The sequence below is a fragment of the Promicromonospora thailandica genome (assembly GCF_024171955.1).
GTDB lineage: Bacteria > Actinomycetota > Actinomycetes > Actinomycetales > Cellulomonadaceae > Promicromonospora > Promicromonospora thailandica.
The window spans coordinates 277580-298002 of the sequence record NZ_JAMTCS010000001.1 but is presented as its reverse complement, the minus strand read 5'-3'; the positions used below and the strand labels follow the sequence as shown (position 1 = coordinate 298002).

General features: G+C 71.2%; 21 protein-coding genes and 1 other RNA gene. 19 read left to right on the top strand and 3 right to left on the bottom strand.

Translation table 11 applies throughout. From position 1 onward, the window contains the following. Positions 1 to 37: 37 nt before the first annotated feature. Genes APR03_RS01430 through APR03_RS01420 form a run of 3 tightly spaced genes read left to right on the top strand, consistent with a single transcriptional unit; the run spans position 38 to position 1061 of the window. Entirely contained in the window at positions 38 to 235 is a 198-nt protein-coding gene (locus tag APR03_RS01430; protein ID WP_253832036.1) for a hypothetical protein, read from the top strand. Beyond that, a complete protein-coding gene (locus tag APR03_RS01425; RefSeq protein WP_253832034.1) occupies positions 232 to 627 on the top strand; it encodes a TadE/TadG family type IV pilus assembly protein in 396 nt (131 codons plus the stop codon). Before APR03_RS01430 ends, APR03_RS01425 begins: the two co-directional genes overlap by 4 nt. Next, a complete protein-coding gene (locus tag APR03_RS01420) occupies positions 624 to 1061 on the top strand; it encodes a pilus assembly protein (RefSeq protein WP_253832032.1) in 438 nt (145 codons plus the stop codon). The genes APR03_RS01425 and APR03_RS01420 overlap by 4 nt, the downstream gene beginning before the upstream one ends. Before the next feature lie 75 nt (positions 1062 to 1136). Here APR03_RS01420 and APR03_RS01415 read toward each other — a convergent pair whose 3' ends face one another. Continuing rightward, entirely contained in the window at positions 1137 to 2468 is a 1332-nt protein-coding gene (locus APR03_RS01415) for a glycoside hydrolase family 10 protein (RefSeq protein ID WP_253832031.1), read from the bottom strand. Between the two features lie 266 nt (positions 2469 to 2734). Between APR03_RS01415 and APR03_RS01410 the strand changes: the two genes are divergently transcribed. The 15 genes from APR03_RS01410 to APR03_RS01340 all read left to right on the top strand — a co-directional run bounded on the left by APR03_RS01410 (position 2735) and on the right by APR03_RS01340 (position 16805). Continuing rightward, a complete protein-coding gene (locus APR03_RS01410; RefSeq protein WP_253832028.1) occupies positions 2735 to 3145 on the top strand; it encodes a hypothetical protein in 411 nt (136 codons plus the stop codon). 118 nt (positions 3146 to 3263) lie between these two features. Next, positions 3264 to 3653: an ankyrin repeat domain-containing protein gene (locus APR03_RS01405; protein WP_253832026.1), complete on the top strand. Its 390-nt coding sequence runs from the start codon at positions 3264 to 3266 to the stop codon at positions 3651 to 3653. Between the two features lie 77 nt (positions 3654 to 3730). Continuing rightward, positions 3731 to 4840, top strand: coding sequence for a peptide chain release factor 2 (prfB, locus tag APR03_RS01400; RefSeq protein ID WP_253832024.1), 1110 nt, complete (start codon positions 3731 to 3733; stop codon positions 4838 to 4840). A 145-nt stretch (positions 4841 to 4985) separates the two neighbouring features. Then, positions 4986 to 5762 carry a cell division ATP-binding protein FtsE gene (ftsE, locus tag APR03_RS01395; RefSeq protein ID WP_253832022.1) on the top strand — a complete coding sequence of 259 codons (777 nt, stop codon included), beginning with the start codon at positions 4986 to 4988 and terminating at the stop codon, positions 5760 to 5762. Between the two features lies 1 nt (position 5763). After that, positions 5764 to 6678 (top strand): permease-like cell division protein FtsX, encoded by a 915-nt coding sequence (gene ftsX / locus APR03_RS01390; RefSeq protein ID WP_253832020.1) that lies wholly within the window; start codon positions 5764 to 5766, stop codon positions 6676 to 6678. Then, the gene (locus tag APR03_RS01385; protein ID WP_253832018.1) at positions 6678 to 8060 is read left to right on the top strand and encodes a M23 family metallopeptidase; all 1383 of its coding nucleotides are present in this window, start codon (positions 6678 to 6680) and stop codon (positions 8058 to 8060) included. Before ftsX ends, APR03_RS01385 begins: the two co-directional genes overlap by 1 nt. 142 nt (positions 8061 to 8202) lie before the next feature. Continuing rightward, complete coding sequence (smpB, locus tag APR03_RS01380) at positions 8203 to 8685, top strand: SsrA-binding protein SmpB (protein ID WP_253832016.1); 483 nt, start codon at positions 8203 to 8205, stop codon at positions 8683 to 8685. 104 nt (positions 8686 to 8789) lie between these two features. Next, positions 8790 to 9158, top strand: a transfer-messenger RNA (tmRNA) gene (ssrA, locus tag APR03_RS01375). Positions 9159 to 9325: 167 nt separating this feature from the next. Beyond that, positions 9326 to 10981 (top strand): alpha/beta hydrolase, encoded by a 1656-nt coding sequence (locus tag APR03_RS01370; RefSeq protein ID WP_253832014.1) that lies wholly within the window; start codon positions 9326 to 9328, stop codon positions 10979 to 10981. Between the two features lie 56 nt (positions 10982 to 11037). Continuing rightward, the gene (locus APR03_RS01365; RefSeq protein ID WP_253832012.1) at positions 11038 to 11724 is read left to right on the top strand and encodes a hypothetical protein; all 687 of its coding nucleotides are present in this window, start codon (positions 11038 to 11040) and stop codon (positions 11722 to 11724) included. A 162-nt stretch (positions 11725 to 11886) separates the two neighbouring features. After that, on the top strand, positions 11887 to 13668 hold the full coding sequence (locus tag APR03_RS01360) for a beta-N-acetylhexosaminidase (protein ID WP_253832010.1): 1782 nt from the start codon (positions 11887 to 11889) through the stop codon (positions 13666 to 13668). A 17-nt stretch (positions 13669 to 13685) separates the two neighbouring features. After that, positions 13686 to 14882, top strand: coding sequence for a type III PLP-dependent enzyme domain-containing protein (locus APR03_RS01355; RefSeq protein WP_253832008.1), 1197 nt, complete (start codon positions 13686 to 13688; stop codon positions 14880 to 14882). A 44-nt stretch (positions 14883 to 14926) separates the two neighbouring features. Continuing rightward, on the top strand, positions 14927 to 15331 hold the full coding sequence (locus APR03_RS01350) for a RidA family protein (protein WP_253832006.1): 405 nt from the start codon (positions 14927 to 14929) through the stop codon (positions 15329 to 15331). A 485-nt stretch (positions 15332 to 15816) separates the two neighbouring features. Then, the gene (locus APR03_RS01345; RefSeq protein ID WP_253832004.1) at positions 15817 to 16191 is read left to right on the top strand and encodes a hypothetical protein; all 375 of its coding nucleotides are present in this window, start codon (positions 15817 to 15819) and stop codon (positions 16189 to 16191) included. A 116-nt stretch (positions 16192 to 16307) separates the two neighbouring features. Next, the gene (locus tag APR03_RS01340) at positions 16308 to 16805 is read left to right on the top strand and encodes a hypothetical protein (RefSeq protein ID WP_253832002.1); all 498 of its coding nucleotides are present in this window, start codon (positions 16308 to 16310) and stop codon (positions 16803 to 16805) included. Positions 16806 to 17181: 376 nt separating this feature from the next. Here the strand turns inward: APR03_RS01340 and APR03_RS01335 are convergent, their stop codons facing one another. Together APR03_RS01335 and APR03_RS01330 are read right to left on the bottom strand one after the other, a co-directional pair. Further along, entirely contained in the window at positions 17182 to 17451 is a 270-nt protein-coding gene (locus APR03_RS01335) for a hypothetical protein (RefSeq protein ID WP_253832000.1), read from the bottom strand. A gap of 517 nt (positions 17452 to 17968) precedes the next feature. Then, complete coding sequence (locus APR03_RS01330) at positions 17969 to 18946, bottom strand: DUF4349 domain-containing protein (RefSeq protein ID WP_253831998.1); 978 nt, start codon at positions 18944 to 18946, stop codon at positions 17969 to 17971. A 308-nt stretch (positions 18947 to 19254) separates the two neighbouring features. Here APR03_RS01330 and APR03_RS01325 point away from each other — a divergent pair, with 308 nt between their 5' ends. After that, complete coding sequence (locus APR03_RS01325) at positions 19255 to 20409, top strand: ROK family transcriptional regulator (RefSeq protein WP_253831996.1); 1155 nt, start codon at positions 19255 to 19257, stop codon at positions 20407 to 20409. Positions 20410 to 20423: the final 14 nt, after the last annotated feature.

Here is a 20423-nt window from a genome sequence, read left to right as displayed (position 1 = left end):
GGCCCGCCGGACGGCACGGCCGACGAAAGGAAGCGCCATGCGCCATGACAACACGCCCGACCCCACCCCCGACCAGGACCCGAGCGAGGGACCGGACGAGCGCGGCGACGTGCCCGGCTGGGTGCTCGTCACGTTGATGACCGCGGGTCTCGTCGTCGCGCTCTGGGCCGTCGCCGGACCACTCCTGGAGAACGCCTTCCGGCAGGCGATCAGCAGCGTCACGGGTCAGGGGTGAGCCGATCGCGCCGCGCGCCGGGCGCGTCGCAGGACGGTTCCGCCGCGGTCGAGTTCCTCCTGGTGTCCGTACTGGTCCTGGCGCTGTTCCTCGGTGTGGTGCAGGTGGCGCTCGCGGTGCACGTGCGGTCGCTCGCGACGGACGCGGCGGCCGAGGGCGCCCGTGTGGCCGCGCGCGCGGACCGTGGCCCGGCCGACGGTGCGGTCCGGACCCGGGCTCTCCTGACCGAGGCGCTGACCGGTGCGTACGCCCGCGACGTGACCGCCGGGCGCACCGTGCTCGACGGCGTCGCGGTGGCGCAGGTGACGGTGCGTGCGCCGCTGCCCGTCGTCGGCCTGCTGGGGCCGGCCGGGGCGCTGACGGTGCGAGGCCATGCCCTGGAAGAACAGTGAGCGCGGCGGACGAGCGCGGGTCCGCCATGGTCGAGTTCCTCGGCGCGACGCTGATCCTGCTGGTCCCGCTGGTCTACCTCGTGGTCACGCTCGGCCGCGTGCAGGCGGGGGCGTTCGCCGCCGAGGGGGCGGCACGGGAGGCGGTGCGGGCGATGGTGTCCGCCGAGTCGTCGGCGACGGGTGCGGCCCGGGCCGACCTCGCGGTGGGGATCGCCCTCGCGGACCAGGGCTTCGCGCGGGAGGACGGCACGCTCACCCTGGAGTGCTCCGCGGCGCCCTGCCTGAAGCCGGGCGGCACGGTGGGGGCCGTCGTCCGCGTGGAGGTGTCGTTGCCCCTGGTGCCCGAGGCTCTGGAGCGTTGGCTGCCGCTGGCGGTGCCGGTCGAGGCGTCCCGCACCGCGCCGCTGGACGCCTACGTCGAACCCCGCCCCTGAACCCGGGTGAGTGCTGGACATCCGCCCTCCTGCGCGTGGCGGGAGGGCGGATGTCCAGCACTCAGCGGGTGGGGGTCAGGTGGTCGAGCAGGTGGCGCTCGGCAGACCCGTGCTGCCGTTCTTGTAGAGCGTGATGCCGAACGAGTTGCCGTTGCCGTTCGGTGTCGCGGTCAGCGTCCCCGAGGTGCCGGAGATCGCGGCGTTCCACGAGTTCTGCAGGCTCTGCCCGCCCTGCAGCCCGATGGACACGCGCCAGGACGACGTGCCCGAGACCGCGAAGGTGACGTTGAACCGGTCGTTCCACTCCTCGGCACGGGTCACGGTGACGGTGCAGTCGCCGGCGCCCGGGTTGCCGCCGTTGCCCCCGGCGTTCAGCGCGTCGAGCGTGTAGTTGTAGGCGAGCTTCTTGTTGCCGTTGCCGTCGAAGAGCAGCGGCGTGTCCCCGGCCCGCCAGGAGTCGCTGTCGCGGACGCCCCAGACGCTGACGCCGGTGCAGCGCGCGACGGCCAGGCAGGCCTGCATGATGCCGCGGTACTGCTCCGCCTGCGACGTGCCGGAGCCGGCGATGTCGAGCTCGGTGATCTGGACGTCGACCCCGAGCGCCGCGAAGTTGCCGAGCGTGGTGTGGTAGTTGCTGGGCACCGGGTTGCCGCTGTTGAAGTGGGCCTGGAAGCCCACGCAGTCGATCGGCACCCCGCGCGACTTGAAGTCGCGCACCATGTTGTACACGGCCTGGGTCTTGGCGTGGGACCAGTTGTCGGTGTTGTAGTCGTTGTAGCAGAGCTTGGCGTTCGGGTCGGCGGCCCGGGCGGCGCGGAAGGCCGCCTCGATCCAGTCGTTGCCGGTGCGCTGCAGGTTCGAGTCGCGGCGGGCACCGGACGAGCCGTCGGCGAAGGCCTCGTTCACCACGTCCCAGGAGTGGATCTGGCCCCGGTAGTGGGTGGCGACCTGGGTCACGTGGTTGAGCATCGCGTTGCGCAGGGCCGTGCCGCTCATGTTCTGCATCCAGCCCGGCTGCTGCGAGTGCCAGGCCAGCGTGTGCCCGCGCACCTGCTTGCCGTTGCTGCGCGCCCAGCTGACGATCCGGTCGCCGTTCGTGAAGTTGAACTGGTTCTGGTTCGGCTCGGTGGCGTCGAGCTTCATCTCGTTCTCGGCCGTGACCATGTTGAACTCACGGTTCGCGATGGTCGTGTACTGCGAGTCGGACAGCTTGTTCGCCGCGATCGCGGTACCGAAGTACCGGCCGGACTCGGCGGCCGCCGCCTGCAGCGTGCTGCCGGCGGCCTGGGCGGACGTCGCCGCGACGCCGACCGAGACCGCTGAGGTGAGAACCACCGCAGCCAGGGTGCCGAACGAGATGGCGCGGAGTGAGCGCCGGGAGTGCTGTGAGGTGCGAGTTCGGGTCATCGTCGATCCTCTCTCTCGTGACGGGCCGTCGTTGGCCCGCCGTGCGTCGAAAAGGATTTCGAAGCCGACCCGACAGTGTCAAGGGTTTTCGCTAAACGTTTTCGAAGAAGTTCTCCACAGGAGCCGGAACAGCCCGGGCGGACCGTCGTCTTCGGCCGCAGACTGGTCCGGTGACCTTCGTCGACCGGCCCACAACCCCACCCACCTGCGGAAACGTCCGAACACGCGGCGCAGCACGTGGGGGAGACCCCGAGGCCGGCCGGATCATGCTCCTGACCGCCGCGTTCGTGGCGTTCGCGCTCATGCTGGTCGCCGTCGTCGCCTCCGCGAGCGCGGTGCACCTCGACCGCAAGGCCCTGTACGACGTCGCGGACCTCGCTGCCGCCGACGCCGCGGACGCGATCTCGCCGGACGACTTCTACGCGGGCGGCGGTACGCCGGCCGAGGGCGCGCCGCTCACGTTGTCCGACGCCGAGGTGCGCGCCGCCGTCGAGCGCTACCTCGCCGAGCACCCGCCCGGCCTGCCGGTGGCGGTCGCGGAGGCGTCGTCGCCCGACGGGCGCTCGGCGCGTGTCGTGCTCACCGGGGTGTCCCGGCCGCCGCTGCTGCGCTGGTTCACGGACGCCTTCCGGGCCGGCATCCCGCTGAGCGCGTCGGCGACGGCCCGTGCCTGGTGAACGGTCGCGCGCCGAGGTCGGTCCGTCGTCTCGAGATCGGCACAGGCCTGGACCGATCTCGCGACGGCGGACCGACCTCGAGGTGTGGGGCCGGGGTGGGAGCACCTAGGTTGGGGGCATGAGCGAGAGCGGTAGCGAGCAGGGCGGCACGCGCCTGGAGCCGGAGCAGATCTTCGACCTGGCCCGGCACGGCGGCGACGTGCTGCTGGACCTGGTGGACGCCGGTCTGCCGGTCGACCTGGCCGACGAGGCGGGCAACACCCTGCTGATGCTGGCGGCGTACCACGGGCACGCCGCCCTGACGGCGGGCCTCGCGGAGCGCGGCGCCGACGTGAACCGGCTCAACGGTCGCCACCAGTCGCCGCTCGCGGGTGCCGTCTTCAAGGACTCCGCCGACGTGGTGCGGGCGCTGCTCGAGCACGGCGCCGACCCCGAGGCGGGCACGCCCAGCGCCCGCGCGACGGCGCAGATGTTCGGCCGCGAGCTCCCGGAGCCGGGCGGGGCCTGACCGGCGGCACCCGTGCGGGGCGCCCGGCCGGGTGTCCCGGCGTCGGGCACCGCCGTGCGCGGGTAACCTTGAACATCGTGGCAACCAACGACTTCCCCGCAGAGATCAAGGCGCTTCGCGCCACCCTCGAGTCCATCGAGGCCGTGAGCGACCGCACCGTGCTCGAGGCGAAGATCGCCGAGCTGTCGGAGCAGGCGTCCGCGCCGAACCTGTGGGACGACCCGGAGGAGGGCCAGAAGGTCACCTCCGCTCTGTCGGCCGCCCAGGCCGAGCTGAGCCGCGTCGAGAAGCTCGGGGCCCGCATCGACGACGTCGAGACGCTCGTCGAGCTGGGCCAGGAGATGGACGACGCCGACTCGCTCACCGAGGCCGAGGAGGAGGTCGCCAAGATCCGCAAGGACCTCGACGCGCTCGAGGTCCGCACCCTGCTGAACGGCGAGTACGACGCCCGCGAGGCCGTCGTCACCATCCGCGCGGGTGCGGGCGGCGTGGACGCCGCCGACTTCGCGGAGATGCTCATGCGCATGTACCTGCGCTGGGCCGAGCGGCACGGGTACCCCACCAAGGTGGGCGACACCTCCTACGCGGAGGAGGCGGGCCTGAAGTCGGCGACGTTCGAGGTCAACGCGCCGTACGCATTCGGCACCCTGTCGGTCGAGGCGGGCACCCACCGCCTGGTGCGCATCTCGCCGTTCGACAACCAGGGCCGTCGGCAGACGTCGTTCGCCGCGGTCGAGGTGATCCCGCTCATCGAGCAGACCGATCACATCGAGATCCCGGAGTCGGAGCTCAAGATCGACGTGTACCGGTCCTCGGGCCCGGGTGGTCAGTCGGTCAACACCACGGACTCCGCCGTCCGCATGACGCACATCCCCACGGGCGTCGTCGTCGCGATGCAGAACGAGAAGTCGCAGATCCAGAACCGTGCGGCCGCCTACCGCGTGCTGCAGTCGCGCCTGCTCCTGCTGCGCAAGGCCGAGGAGGCCGCGAAGAAGAAGGAGATGGCGGGCGACATCAAGGCCAGCTGGGGCGACCAGATGCGCTCGTACGTGCTGCAGCCGTACCAGATGGTCAAGGACCTGCGCACCGAGCACGAGTCGGGCAACCCGCAGGCCGTGTTCGACGGCGCCATCGACGACTTCATCGAGGCCGGCATCCGCTGGCGTCGCGGCGGCTCGGGAAGCTGATCGTTGCCGGCGACGAACTCCGGTCGAATTGCCCTTGTTAGTGCCTGTATTGGCTGATTTCCAGGCCGTTCTTTGCGTGGCACGGTGATGTTCCCCGGCGTGTCTGCCCGACACGCCAGGTGATGTCACCCCTAGTGTCGGCCACGTGATCAGGTTCGAGAACGTGTCGAAGGTCTATGCGCGAGGCGCCCGACCTGCCCTCGACCGGGTCTCCGTGGACGTCGAGCGTGGCGAGTTCGTGTTCCTCGTGGGGGCCTCGGGCTCGGGCAAGTCGACGTTCCTGTCGCTGGTGCTGCGGGAGCAGCGGCCCACGCGCGGCCGCGTGTACGTGGCTGGCCGGGACGTCGCCAACCTGTCCGGGTGGCGCGTGCCGACCCTGCGCCGCCAGCTCGGTGTGGTGTTCCAGGACTTCCGGCTGCTGCAGAACAAGACCGTGCACGAGAACGTGGCGTTCGCCCTGCAGGTGATCGGCAAGCCGCGGCACGTCATCCGGGACACCGTGCCCGAGGTGCTGGAGATGGTCGGCCTGGCCGGCAAGGGCAAGCGGATGCCCACCGAGCTCTCGGGCGGTGAGCAGCAGCGCGCCGCCATCGCGCGCGCCATCGTGAACCGGCCGCAGATCCTGCTCGCCGACGAGCCCACGGGCAACCTCGACCCCACCACCTCGCTCGGCATCATGCGCCTGCTGGACCGCATCAACCGCACCGGCACCACGGTCGTCATGGCCACGCACGACGACGAGATCGTCAACGAGATGCGCCGCCGCGTGGTGGAGCTGTCGGACGGCGTCGTCGTGCGCGACGAGGCGCGCGGCGGGTACGGCGAGCGGGAGGCGATCCTGCCCGACGTCGGGGCGTCCCCCGTGCTCGACGCCCCGGGCAGCGGGACCCGCGTGCCCGCCCAGCCGGTCCGGGGGTCGTGACGTGCGCTTCCAGTTCGTGCTCGGCGAGGTCTTCTCGGGCCTGCGCCGGAACACCACCATGGTCGTGGCCGTGGTGCTCGTGACGTTCGTGTCCCTGACGTTCGTGGGCGCGGGCGCTCTGCTCCAGGCCCAGATCGGCAAGCTCAAGGACGACTGGTACGACAAGGTCGAGGTCTCCGTGTTCCTCTGCCCGCAGGGCACGACGGCGGCGCCGTCGTGCGCGGGCGGCGAGGCCACCGAGGACCAGATCGAGGCGCTGCGCGAGGTGATCCGCACCGAGCTGTCCGGCGAGGTCAGCAAGGTGTGGTTCGAGTCGAAGCAGCAGGCGTTCGCCGCCTTCGAGGAGCGCTACCCGGACGGTTTCCAGGGCACGCAGCTCACCGAGGAGGACATGCAGGCCTCGCTGCGGCTCAAGCTGACCGACGCCGAGCAGGTCGCCGTCGTCAGCGACGTGCTGTCCGGGCGCGACGGCGTCGAGGTCGTCGCCGACCAGCGCGCCGTGTTCGAGCCGCTGTTCCGCACCCTCAACGTCGCCACCCTGCTCGCGGCCGGGCTGGCCGGCGTCATGCTCCTCGCCGCGGTGCTGCTCATCACCACCACCATCCGGCTGAGCGCGGTCTCCCGCCGCAAGGAGACCGAGATCATGCGCCTGGTGGGCGCGTCCAACCTGTTCATCCAGCTGCCCTTCCTGCTGGAGGGCGCCCTGGCCGCCGTGCTCGGGTCGCTCCTGGCAGGCGGCGGGCTGTGGCTCGCGGTGCGCTTCATGGTCACCGACTGGCTGGAGCGGTCGGTCGACTGGGTCGCGTACGTCTCCGAGGTGGACGTGTTCCGCGTCGCGCCCCTGCTCGTGGTCGTCGCCGTCGCGCTGGCCGCGCTCTCGTCCTTCTTCACCCTGAACCGGTACACGAGGATCTGATGACTGCGCACCGACACCCCCTGACCCGCGCGCGCGGCCCGCTGGCCGCGGCGCTCGCCCTGCTGCTGCTCGTGGGCGGCTCGGCCGCCGTCCATGCCGACGACCTCGACGACCGCCGCGCCGCCGCCGAGCGCGCGCAAGCGGCCAAGGAGCGGGAGCGCGAGGGCCTGGAGTCCGAGCTGGAGCACACGGACGCCCAGCTGGCCGACGCGGTGCTGGCGCTCGACAAGGTCGAGGGGCGGCTGCCCGTGGCGGAGGCGGAGCTGGCCGTCGCCGAGGCCGAGCTCGAGCGCGCCGAGCGGGAGGCCGCGATCCTGGCCCAGCGGCTCGCCGACGCCCAGGTGGAGGAGGCCAAGGTCAGCCAGCAGCTCCAGGCGGGCGCGGGGAAGGTCGACGGCGCGCGCGAGGACATCGCGCAGATGGCGCGCGAGGAGCTGCGCGGTGCCGGCACCGGGTCGACGATCGGCCTGGTGACCGGCGCGGAGAGCACCGAGGAGTTCATCGACGGCTACTCCGTGTCGTCGTCGGCCGCGCGCATCCGGGCGCGTACGCTCGCCGAGCTGCAGGACGCCGAGGCGACCGCCCGCAACCTGCAGGCCCGGCTCACGGCGATCCGCGAGGTGGTCACGGAGCTCAAGCGCCTGGCCGACGAGAACGTGCGCTCGAAGGAACAGGCCAAGCAGGCCGCCGTCGAGCGCAAGGCGGAGATCGAGCGGCTCATCGCCGAGCAGGAGCGGCTCAAGGCCCGCATCGAACGGCGCAAGGACGCCGCACTGGCGAGCATGCGGGACAACGAGCAGGAGCTCAGCTCGATCGAGGCGGACCTGAAGGGCATCATCGCCCAGCAGAAGGAGCGGGACGAGCGGCTGGCCCGCGAGCGGGCCGAGCGGGAGGCGGCGTCCGGCGGGTCGTCGGGCGGATCGGGCGGGTCGTCCGGCGGGAGCTCGGGCGGCTCGTCCGGGGGGTCGGGCGGCGGCACGCTGTCGTTCCTCAGCTATCCGACGGCGAACCCGTACATCACCTCGTCGTACGGGATGCGGTTCCACCCGGTGCTCAACTACTCGCGGCTGCACGCCGGCACCGACTTCCGGGCGTACTGCGGCACGCCGATCCTGGCCGCCGCCGACGGCACCGTGCTCTACGCGCGCACCCTCGCGGGACTGGGCAACCAGGTGCTCATCGACCACGGGTACACGTCCAGCGGTACGAGCGTCATGTCGAGCGCGAACCACCTCACGTCGTTCGCGGTCTCCTCGGGCCAGCACGTCTCGCGGGGCCAGGTGATCGGGTACTCGGGCACCACCGGCACGTCCACGGCCTGCCACCTCCACTTCGAGCTGTACGTGAACGGCTCGACCGTGGACCCGATGACCTGGCTCTGAGGAACTGGCCCTGAGGAACTGGCGACGGCCCTGAGCGAACGCGGCCCGTTAAAGCCTGGTCCGCCATGGTCCGGCGCGTAAACTGGGACGTCGCGCTGCCTGCACGGGGCACGCCGAGGAGCGAGTACCCCGGAGGGAGACCATGGCCAAGAAGAACGTGGACGATCCGCGCAAGATCGTGGCGAACAACAAGAAGGCCCGTCATGACTACGTGATCGAGGACGTCTTCGAGGCCGGGCTCGTGCTGTCGGGCACCGAGGTCAAGGCGCTGCGGATGGGACGCGCGTCGCTCACGGACGGCTACGCCGCGATCGACCGTGGCGAGGCGTGGCTGGAGAACGTGCACATCCCGGCGTACTTCCAGGGCACGTGGAACAACCACGCGCCGCGCCGGCGTCGCAAGCTGCTGCTGCACCGCCACGAGATCGAGCGGCTGGAGTCGAAGTCGCGCGAGAAGGGGCACACCCTCGTGCCGCTGCGGCTGTACTTCCTGGACGGGCGGGCCAAGGTCGAGATCGCGCTCGCCCGAGGCAAGAAGGAGTACGACAAGCGGCAGACCCTGCGCGAGAAGCAGGACATGCGCGAGGCGCAGCGGGCGATCCGGCACAAGGAGATGCTCGGCTGAGCCCTGTCGCGGAAATAACGTTCCCGGTCAGGGTGTTGATCCCCTAGACTGGGTGCACTCCGGGCGGGCGAAGGGCCCGGCCGGAGCTGGTTGACAACACCATAGGGGCTGATCGGTTTCGACGGTGGTCGTGCTTCGAGGAGAAGCGGGCCGAGGATGCAGGCTTATCTCGTTAACGATGCCTGTAAACCAATAGTTGCCGATAACTCGCGCAACGACTTCGCCCTCGCCGCCTGAGCGAGCCCGAAGTCCGTGGGCCCGGAGTCTGCTTTCGCTCCGGTAACCCGCGTCATCTAGAAAGCCACTGCTCGTAGCCCTCGTCATCGGGGCTGCGGGGACTCTCAGGTGACTGGGCCTGTCCGCGAACGTGTCTGCGCGAGCGCGGGGGCCGAGAAAATCCATAGCAGACTGCGCCCGGAGAAGTCCTCGAAAACCGATACCGGACCCGGGTTCGATTCCCGGCAGCTCCACCCTTCACGCAGCGCCGTGGCCCCTCGGGGTCACGGCGCTGTGCTGTGTCCGACGCCCGACCCGCCCGGGACGGGCATGACACCTGTCACCGGTCGGTCGTGCGCTTCTCACGGGGATCGATGACCGTCGGCACTGTCGGTAGCCCCACCCGGAACCCGAGGCTGGTGTCATGAACCGAGAACAGCTCAGCACCGCACCGTCGCGACCGTCCCACCGCCCCGGACGGCCACGCCGCGCACCGGGCCGCGCCGTGGCGCTGTTCGCCGTCCTGGGGCTGGCCGGCACGCTCGCCGTCCCGGCCGCGGCCGACGTGCAGGACGCCGACGCCGCACCGGGTACGGGCGTCGCCACGGCTCAGCCGGCGTCCCAGCCCTCGGTCGAGTGGGGCGAGTGCCCCGCGGACGTCGTCGCGGAGGCGCTGCCGACCACGCTGGACTGCGCGACGGTCTCCGTGCCGCTCGACTACGCCGAGCCGGACGGTGCACGCACCGATCTCATGATCTCGCGCCTGGCCAGCACCGACCCCGCCGCCCGGCGCGGCATCCTGCTGCTCAACCCCGGCGGGCCGGGCGGCTCCGGGCTGACCCAGTCGACGCTGCTGGAGTCCCAGGGCCTGCCCGACAGCGTGCTGCGCGCCTACGACCTCATCGGCATGGACACCCGCGGTGTCGGCCACTCGACGCGGGTGGACTGCCAGTTCCCGGCGGACAGCGCCTACTACGGCAACGTCCCGCCGTACGCGGTGGACGACGCGGCGGTGCTCGAGCGGGCCGAGGTGGTCCGCGAGGCGGCCGAGCAGTGCGCCCGCAACGACGACAACGGCGGGCTCTACCACCTCTCGACGGCGAACACGGCGCGTGACCTGGACAGCATCCGTGCCGCGCTGGGCGAGGAGAAGGCCAGCTTCCTCGGGTACTCGTACGGCACGGCGCTGGGCGCGGCCTACGTGTCGATGTTCCCCGACACGGTGGACCGGGTGGTGCTCGACAGCAACGTCGGCGACTCGCACCTGAACCGGGAGGGCCTGCGGCGCTTCGCGCTGGGGATGGAGCAGACGTTCGGTGACTTCGCGCGGTGGGCCGCGCAGCGGCACGACGCCTACGGCCTGGGCCGCACGCCGGCGCAGGTGCGCGCGACGTACTTCGAGACGGCGGAGCGCCTGGACGGACACCCCGTCGAGGGGGTGGACGGCGGCCTGTTCCGGCAGGTGATCTTCGGCGGCCTCTACAGCGAGCGCACGTACGGCCGCACGGCGCAGACCTGGCAGTGGCTGCGCGACGGCGACGGCGCCGCGGCCCGCGACCTGCTGGACGCCGAGGTGCTGCCCGCGCTGGTGCCCGGCGGTGCGGCACCGGCGGAGCAGGCGGCGCGCGACACCACGAACGCTGCCGTGCACCCGCTCTCCAACGCCCTGTCGGTGTTCCTCGCCTCGACCTGCAACGACAGCGACTGGGAGGAGGACGTGGACGTCTACCGCGCGGCGGTGGCCGAGGACCGCAAGAAGTTCCCGCTGTTCGGCGCGGCGGCGGCCAACATGCTCCCGTGCGCGTACTGGCCCGAGCCGGCCGAGGGGCCGGTCCAGATCAGCGACGAGGGTCCGGGCGACGTGCTCATCCTGCAGAATCGCCGCGACCCGGTCACGCCGCTCGCCGGCGGGCAGCTCCTGCGGGAGAAGCTCGGTGACCGGTCCCGGCTGGTGACCGTCGACGGGAGCGGCCACGGGGTCTACGTGCTGGGCGGCAACGCCTGCGCGCTGAACATCGGCACCCGCTACCTCGTGGACGGCGAGCTGCCGGCACGCGACACGTCCTGCCGGGCATCCTGACCGCGCAGGCAGCATCGGTTCGACGACACCGGTTCGACAGCACACAGGAGGACGGCATGGGCAGGGACGGTACGCCCGAGGGGCGCCGCACGAGCTGGACGATGCGGCGCGCGGCCCGGCGGGTCAAGCCCGGCGACGGTCACCCGCTCAAGCCGTTCCGCTGGTGGCAGCTCCTCAGCAGGGCGCTGCTCCACCTGGAGCTCGTGCGGGCGGACGGCGGTGGCGTGACCTACACCGTCGACGTGCACTACCTGCAGGGGATGTCGGCGGACGACAGCGACGGCCGCGCCGACCTGTACGTCGACGGGCGGCACCGGGCCGCGTCGCGGCTCCCCGCGGCGTTCCCGGTCGAGGGCGGCACCATCGAGGTGGTCGCGACGACCTTCGGCCTCCGGCGCTGCCACTACGTGACCGACGCCGGGACCGCGCACCAGCTGGTGCCGGACCCGGCGTCGGCCGAGGGGCGCCGGGCCCGGCTCGACCGGGAGAGGCCGGGGATCAGCCGCGTGGTCAGCGCGTGCTCGGTCGTCGTGCTGATCGTGTCGGTGCTGCTGGTCGTGCCGCAGCTGGTAGAGGTGGTCACGGGGCTGCCGCCGGTCGCCGCGCGGGTCGGGACGTTCACGTCGCCCGTCGCGCTGCCCTTCTGGCTCAACATCGGTCTCACGCTGGCCGCGGCCGCGGCCAGCACGGAGCGGGCCCTGCGCCTGCGTTACCACTGGCTGCTCGACGGTGTCGGGAACTGACCGGGCGGGCAGGCGGCCCGCGGCGCTCGCCGACGACGAGCGTCTCATCCGCGACGCCAACCGCCACGAGGCAGCCCGGATCGCGGCGGAGCACGGCTGGATCTGACGCGTCACGCAGGCCGGACACGGTCAGGCGCGGCGCCGGCCGCTAGTGTGGCAGCCGTGCTTCACCCCCACGGACCCGGACTCGTCCCCGAACCTGCGACGACGCAGGCCGGCGGTGCACCGGTGCGGCTCGCCGACGGCGCGACCGTGCTGGCCGACCCGGACCTGCGACCCGCCGCGCGCTGGTGGCGCCACGTCACCGAGGAGGCGTTCGGCATCGACCTGGTGCCCGTGGCCGGCCCGGCGGCCGACGTCGTCCTCGCGCTCGACGAGAGCCTGGCCGCCGGTGGCTACCGCCTCGAGGTCGGCGCGGAGACCCACGGCGCCGCGGTGCGGATCGCGGCCGCCGACCTCGCCGGCGCGCACGCCGCGGCGCAGACCCTGCGCCAGCTCGCCGGCCCGGACGCGTACCGCCGCGCGTCCACGGCCCGGTCCGGCGCGGCAGCCGCGCCCACCCTCCCCGCGGTCCGGATCGAGGACCACCCGCGGTTCGAGTGGCGCGGCGTGCTGCTCGACGTCGCCCGCCACTTCCTGCCCAAGCACGACGTGCTCCGGTTCGTCGACCTGGCCGCCGCGCACCGGCTCAACGTGCTGCAGCTCCACCTCACCGACGACCAGGGCTGGCGCGTGCAGGTGCACCGCTACCCCGAGCTGACCCGCACCGGCGCCTGGCGCCGCGAGTCCACCGTCGGCACCTGGCGTACCGGCTCCCGCGACGGCCGCCCGCACGGCGGCTTCTACACGCAGGACGACCTGCGCGAGATCGTCGCCTACGCCCGCGACCGCGGCATCACCGTGGTGCCCGAGATCGACGTGCCCGGGCACGTCGAGGCCGCCGTGGCCGCCTACCCCGAGCTCGGCACGCGCAAGGCCCGCCAGGAGGTCCGCACCACCTGGGGCATCAGCCAGGACGTGCTCGACCCCTCCGAGGGGTCGCTCGCCTTCTTCCGGCACGTGCTGGACGAGGTCCTCGACGTCTTCGACACCCCCTGGATCGGCCTGGGCGGCGACGAGGTACCGACCACGCTCTGGCGCGACTCGCCCCGGATCGTCGACCGCGCCCGCACGCTCGGCCTGCTCACCGAGGACGGCGAGCCCGACGTCGCCCAGCTCCACGGCTGGTTCGTCGCCCGGCTCGCCCGGCACGTGTCCGACGCCGGCCGCCGCGCCGTCGTCTGGGACGAGGCCGTCTCACCCCTGCTGCCCCGCGACGTCGTCGTCACGTCCTGGCGCGGGCACGCCCAGGGCGCCGCGGCGCTCGCGGCCGGGCACGACGTGGTCATGGCGCCCGAGCAGGCCGTCTATCTCGACCACCGCGCGGGCGACCACCCCGCGGAGCCGATCTCGGTCGGCTTCCTGCGCACGGTCGAGGACGTGTACGGCTTCGACCCGTTCCCGGCCGCGCTGACGGTCCCGGACAGCGGGCGGACGCCGGGCCGGCTGCTGGGCGTCCAGGCGCAGGTGTGGAGCGAGCACCTCGACAGCGCGCGGCGCGTCGACTACGCGACCTTCCCGCGCCTGGCCGCCTTCGCGGAGGTCGCGTGGTCGCCCGCGGCCGACCGGGAGCCCGGCAGCGCCGCGTCGAAGGAGTTCCTGGAGCGCCTGGAGGCCTGCCACCTGCCGCGCCTGGACGCGTACGGCGTCGAGTACCGGCCCCTCGCCGGTCCTCACCCGTGGCAGACGCGGCCCGGCGTCCAGGGCTACCCCCGCGACCTGGCCGCCGAGACCGTCGCGGGCGGCTGGGCGGGGATGGGCGGCTGGCGGGAGGACGGCGGCGCGGAGAACCTGCCGGAGCGCACCCCGGCCGACGGTTCCGGGGTGTGCGAGCAGGGTCGCTGACAAGGCAGGATGGAGACGTGCTGCGCATCGACGACCCCACGTTCCTCTGGCCCCTGCTGACGCTCGACGAGGCGGCGCTGGAGCACAACATCACGACGGTTGCGGGAGCCTTCGCAGCCGCGGGCGTGGAGCACGCCCCGCACGTCAAGACGCACATGGCGCGCCGGGTGTGGGAGCGGCAGTCCGCGGTGGGCGTCTGGGGTGCCACCGTGGCCACCCCGGGCCAGCTGCGGTCCGTGGCCGGCTGGGGCGTCCCGCGCGTCTTCCTCGCGAACGAGATCGTGGACCCCCGCGACATCGCATGGCTGCGCTCGGCGCTCGACGGGTCCGGGACCCTCGACGAGGTGTGGGTCTACGTCGACTCCGACCGCGGGCTGGACCTGCTCGTCACCGGCTTCGCCGGGGCGGCTCCCGAGGTCGTCGCGCGCCTCGGGGTGCTCGTCGAGCTGGGCGTCCCGGGCGGCCGCACCGGCCTGCGGACCCGGGCCGACGTCGTGGCGCTCGCCGGCCGGGTGCACGACGCCGGGCTGCGGCTCGTGGGCGTGGCCGGCTACGAGGGCCCGGTGGCGAGCGGAACCAGCGAGGAGGAGCTGGCCGCCGTCGGCCGATGGTGCGACGAGCTGCGGGAGACGGGGCTGGGCGTGGCCGGGCTCGTGGACGGCCCGCTCGTGCTGAGCGCGGGCGGCAGCGCGTTCGCCGACGTCGTCGCGCGGCACCTCGGCGCACCGCTGCGGGACGCCGCGGGCGCCGACGTGCCGACCCGGGCGGTGCTGCGGTCCGGCGCGTACGTGACGCACGACCACGGTCACTACCTGCACGCCGACCCGTGGACGCGGCTCGGAGCCGAGGCCCTGCGTCCCGCGATCCGGGTGTGGGCCACGGTGCTCTCCGCGCCGGAGCCCGGCCTCGTCATCGTGGCCCTGGGACGCCGCGACGTCTCGTTCGACATCGACCTGCCGACGCCGCTCGTCGCCCGGACCCTGGACGCCGCGGGCCGGCTCGGCGCGTACCGCGAGCTCACCGGCGTGCGGGTGACCGCGCTCAACGACCAGCACGCCTACCTGTCCCTCGACGCGGCGTCCGACGGCGTGCTCCAGCCCGGTGACGTGATCGGGTTCGGCATCTCGCACCCGTGCACCACGCTCGACAAGTACCGGACCGCCCTGGTGACCCGCGGCGACGACGTCGTCGAGCAGGTCGCGCTCGACTTCTGACCGGCAGTACCGACCCACCGCACGACCCCGAGCAAGGAGAACCGATGACCACCAAGACCGCCATTTCCACCCCCGACGCCCCCGCGCCCGCGCACACGTTCCACCAGGGTGTGCGCAAGGGCCCGTTCGTGCAGGTGTCGGGGCAGGGGCCCGTGGACCCGGCGTCAGGGGAGTACCTGTACCCCGGCGACGTCGCGGCGCAGACGACCCGCACGCTGGAAAACGTCCGGGCGATCGTCGAGGCCGGCGGCGCCACGTTCGACGACGTCGTGATGCTGCGGGTCTACCTGACCAAGCGCGAGGACTTCGCCGTCATGAACGAGGCGTACGGCAAGTTCGTCACGAAGCACTGCCCCGGCGGCGTGCTGCCGAGCAGGACCACCGTCTTCACGGGCCTGCCGCGCGAGGAGATGCTGGTGGAGATCGACGCCCTCGCGATCGCCGACTGACGGCTTTGTCTCACCTTTGAGGCTGACGTTTCTCCGCTCGCCCCACCCGGCGACGCCCAAGCCAGAACGCTAGCAGGCGGCACCACCCGTCCCGCGCTCCTGACCTGCGGTGTTTGCGTTCCTTCGCCCGCGGGTTGGCACAAGGCCCATTAACGTCGTCGTGGCCGGGCCGACTCTGAGCGCCACACAGGGGCGCAGCGAGGGCGTCAACACTTGGGCCATGACGATCAAGCGGCAGATGTGCGGCCGCTCCAGCTTCGACATGCTCTGTCACGGCATCCTGTAGCCCCGATCCGGTTCGCCGCATCCGACCACCAGTGGCAGAGCTGATTTCAGAAAGGCGAAATAAGGCGGAGACGATCTGAGTGTGGGGGTTGTCCGGATTGCGCAGGGCCGCTAACGTTCTCCACAAGCGGCTCGGGATCCATGTTTCAGTGGTCTTCGTACCGTGTTCCTAACCATGTTCGACGTGCGAAAGGTGTGGCATGAGGCTGTCCAAGAAAGGCACGATCTCTTTGCTGTTGGCTGGAGCGCTCGTATTCGGTGTCTCGGGTCCCGCTCAGGCAGCAGAGCGGACCGTTACGGCGACGTCCGGTAGTTCGTCGGCAACCTGTAAGGTCAATGTGACGGTCGACAGTTACGCAACTACCGTTCGTAATGTGACATGCACGAAGGCCAAGGCGGGCATTTACTACCGCACCGGTGGCGGAAGCCGGGTCTTCCTCACGAACGAACATACCGGGACGGCACTTGCTGAACGGCCGTTGAGCGGTACGTACCTCGAAGGGCACCGCTACGCCGGAACGAGGACCGTCAACGGTGTGGCAAACGTTTCGTCGCCCTGGTACATCTACCCGTGATAACTAGCGCGGCGATGGCAAGGTGCCTGGTGTGGCCGGCCGGTGTCGTCGCGCTACTCATGACCGCCGGGTGCGGGGCGCCTTCCTCTGCGAACGCCCCCGCACCCGTCGCTGACATGTACGTAGCGCTGATCGACGAGTTGCTCGCTGATGAGCCGAGCGAACTTGAGAGACGGGTGTTCGACGACATGGCCGTCACGGATGCCGAACTTCGGGAGTCGCAGGATGCGTATTCCGAATGCCTCGAGCGGGCGGCTCCTGGCGTGGAAGTAGAATTTTCTGATACTTCCAATCAAAAGATCATGAGCGGAATTGAAGGTTTTATCTCGTCCTTCCCGGATGACGATTCCGGCACCGCTGCGTTGGAGCGAGTCGTCGATGAATGTTCCCATGGGACTACAGAAATGATCTCGATGCTGTACTTTGATATGCGTACAAATCCAGAGGGCCTCACTCCTGTAGAGGCTGTGAGGGCGTGTATTGAAGCGAAGGATCTTGTTGAGTGGTTTGATCTCACGGACGACGAACTGGTGGGCTTGATGGGCGACGAGACTAGGTGGTCGAGCGATCCCGGGTTGAGCGAATGTATTAATGACCCGTACTCGGTGGAATGATAGCACCTTCGCTTTTTGCTTCGTTCCACGCGCGTAGCAGCCGGTCATCGGTTGATGGTGTCGACGGCGAAACTGTGGTGAAGGCTCCGGTATTCAGTTGCGGGCGTCTGTTGATCTGAGGTGAAAGGCAAGGTGCGCCTGCGTTCAAGCGCACCCACGGCTTGCACCCGCTGGCAGCGTGGTTGGCGAGGGCGTCCGAGTTGCTGGTGATGAGGTTGTGGTGCGGGAACTGCCGGGGCGAACGATGTCCGCGACCCCATCACGGTCCTGGGTGGGCGCTGTAGCGTGTTCCATACCTGGTGCTGGCAAAGGTCATAGTCCGGGATCAACAGGGCGGGCGCGTGTCGCGAGCTGGCTGACTACCTCGCCGCGGCGTTCACGCATCGACGCCGCGGCGTTCACGCATCGACCGTTTGGCACGTTGCACGGTTGGATGGAAGTTGGTGCCCACGGACGAGATGATCGCTGCCCCTGACATCGAGGGCGGGTCGACAATACTCGGCCAGGGCGTCGTCTCGCCGGACGTGCAGGCAATGTGGTTGTCTGTCACCGGTCTGCCGACTTGCACCGGCTGGCTTGACGAGCATTTGGGCATCTCCGGGTGGGTGCGCTCCGCAGCGCGAGACGCGAAGAAGTTGACCGACATCGGTAGAAGATGATGTGCCATGTTATTGCTATGAACATCACCACCAGGCTCAATAATGTGGCGGCACGTGGCTGGCCTAGTAGATCGATGCGACCCATCATCACCGCGCTGTGGTCCAAGAGTAGATATGCACCAACAGGCAGACAGGCCTGCGCGGCTTGCCCTCTCAGTCGTGGACAGTGAACCGTCCCTGGGCATTTGTCGCTAACTCTTACCCGCGACTGACCTGCGCACCTTGTCCGTCACGTCCGCCGACTTGGCTCCATCAGGACCAAGACTGGCCTCGGCCGACAACGAGCGACGAGCCCTAGCTCGTGGGTCCCGGCGTGTACCGCTGCATGTCAGGAAAGAGCCGAAATCGCTCGCTCGGGCCAATCCGAAAATCCGGCTGACGAATCGAGGGCCAACCTAGACAATCTGCGTCGAACCGGGCGACGGGCATCCGCGTCATTGCATCACCTGACCTGCACCCTACCCGCGTGATCGCGGAGACGGAGTGGCGGCGCGTGTCGGACGGTCAAGGCTCCACGGGCTCCGGTTCGACGGCAGGCGGCGGGCCAGTGAGGCGGTTCCTGGCAAGCAGCTGCCGGCGGACGCCGACAACCACCAGGAACACGACGCTCGCCAGCGCGAGCCACGGGATGATCGCGCCCAGCACGAGCACCACCACGTTGAACGTGCTCACCAGGGCGCTCCACCCCGCCGTCAGGCCCCCGAGGAACCCGCCCGGCCGTGCCTGGGCGGCCGGGGAGCCCTCCGCCACGATCTCGACGTGCAGCGTGGACATCGCCACCTCGTCCGAGAGGCGGCTGCGCTCGGCCACGCGCGCGTCGAGCTCGGCCTGACGCGTGGACAGTTCGGCCTCGATATCGATGAGGTCGGCCGTGCGGTCGGCGTCCGCCATGAGCTCGCGCAGCCGGTCGGTGGAGGTGCGCAGCGCCTCGATGCGGGCGTCCAGGTCCTGCGCGGTCCCGGTGACGTCGACCGTCTCGACGTGCCGGTCGCGCATGTCGCCGAGCTGGTCGAGGGCGTCCAGCGTGGCCGACACGCGGTCCGCCGGGATGCGGAGCGTCATCGACGCGCGGCCCGGCTCGTCGTCGGTGGGTGCCTGCTCGTCGCGCGACTCGACACGGCCCCCGGCTTCCTCCACGAGCCGGGCGATCTCCTCGGCGGCGTCGAACGGGTCGTCGACGGCGAGCGTGGCGCTGCCGGTCGTCACCAGCTCCCGGTCCACGGCCTCCTCGGCCGCGTCGCCCAGGCCGACGGCGCCGACGGCGTCGGCCACCGCGTCGGAGCGAGCGGCGTCGGGCGACATGACCTCGCTCTGTGCGGCGCCGTCCCCGCCGGACTCGCCGCCGGAGTCACCCGCGCCCGGTCCCGAGCAGCCCGCGAGGGCGGCGACGAGGAGACCGGTGGTCGCGGCCGCCAGGAGGGTGTGGACGGGTCGGCGCGCGGGCAGGCCCGCGTCCCCCAGGGCAGACCGGATGCGCTTCATGGGCACGAGCGTAGGAGGCCCGTGGGGTCCGGACGCGCCCCACCTGGGAACTGTGATCCCTTTGTGAACTTGCGAACCTCCTGACCGGATTTTTCGGCGGGTTTGCGCGGTATTTGATCACGGTGCGGTCACGCCGTGCTCGGCGGGCCGGCGTGCGGCAGGCTCGGTTTCGTCAGGCACGTGAAGTAATCCGGTTTCGGTGCGGAGTCGCGACCTCGGCCCGGGCAAGGGTGACCCACGTAACAGTCTTGTTACGGGTCATACCGGGCGATGGACAGCGACTCTGTTAAGGAGGTCTACTAACAAACATGGCGACGGCGACAGAACGCAACGGCACCGGGCGAGGGCTCGGGGCTCGGCTGCGCGCGACGTCCAAGGTGCTCCCCGAGCACGCCAGGGCGCACAACCGCTCCCTGGTGCTGCAGCACCTCTTCCACGAGGGGCCCACCTCCCGGGCCGACCTCGCACGAGCCACCTCGCTCACCCGCGTCACCATCTCCGACCTGGTCTCGGTGCTCATCACCGAGGGCCTGGTCGAGGAGCTCGGCACCCGGCCGGGACAGCGCGTCGGCAAGCCCGCGATCCTCGTGGGCCTGCGCTCGGACGCCTACCAGATCGTGGCCGTGGACCTCACGGAGCACGGCCGCATGCGCGGCGCGGTCCTCAGCCTCACCGGCGAGATCGTGGTGCGCCGGCAGCTCGACATCGACGGGCGCACGGGCGACGAGCTGGTCGACCTGCTGACCCGCTTCGTCCGGCGGCTCGTGGCGGCCGCGAACCACCCGGTGATCGGCGTCGGCGTCGGCTCGCCGGGCATCATCGACCTCGACGGACGCGTGGTCGAGGCGCCCAACCGCGGGTGGTACGACGTGCCGCTCGCCGAGATCCTGGGCGAGCGCCTGGGGCTGCCGGTGCACGTCGCGAACGACGCCAACACCGCGGCGCTCGGCGAGTTCACCTACGGCGGCGGCAGCTCGGGCATGCTCGCGGTCACGGTGGGCGCCGGCGTCGGGGCGGGCGTCGTCGTCGACGGCGTACGCGTGCACGGACAGGGCGACGCCGCGGGCGAGATCGGCCACGTGACGGTCGTGGACGACGGCGAGCAGTGCGCCTGCGGGCGCCGCGGCTGCCTCGAGACGGTCCTGTCGGTCCCGGCGCTGCGGCGTGCGGTCGACGGCAAGGACAAGGAAGCTTCCGACGCCGCTCTGGCGTCGGCCGGCCGGGTGCTGGGCGTGACCCTCGCCCCGGTCGTCAGCGCGCTCAACCTCAACCAGGTGCTGCTGAGCGGTCCACGCGACCTGCTCGACGGCCCCCTGCGCGAGGCCGCGCTGGACACCATCCGTCAGCGCACCATGCCGGCCATCACCTCGGGCCTGCAGCTGCGGATGGCCGCGCTCGACGAGGACGTGGTGCTGGCGGGCGCCGCCGTCCTCGTGCTTTCCGCCCAGCTGGGGGTCTCGTGAGCATCAGTGCGCAC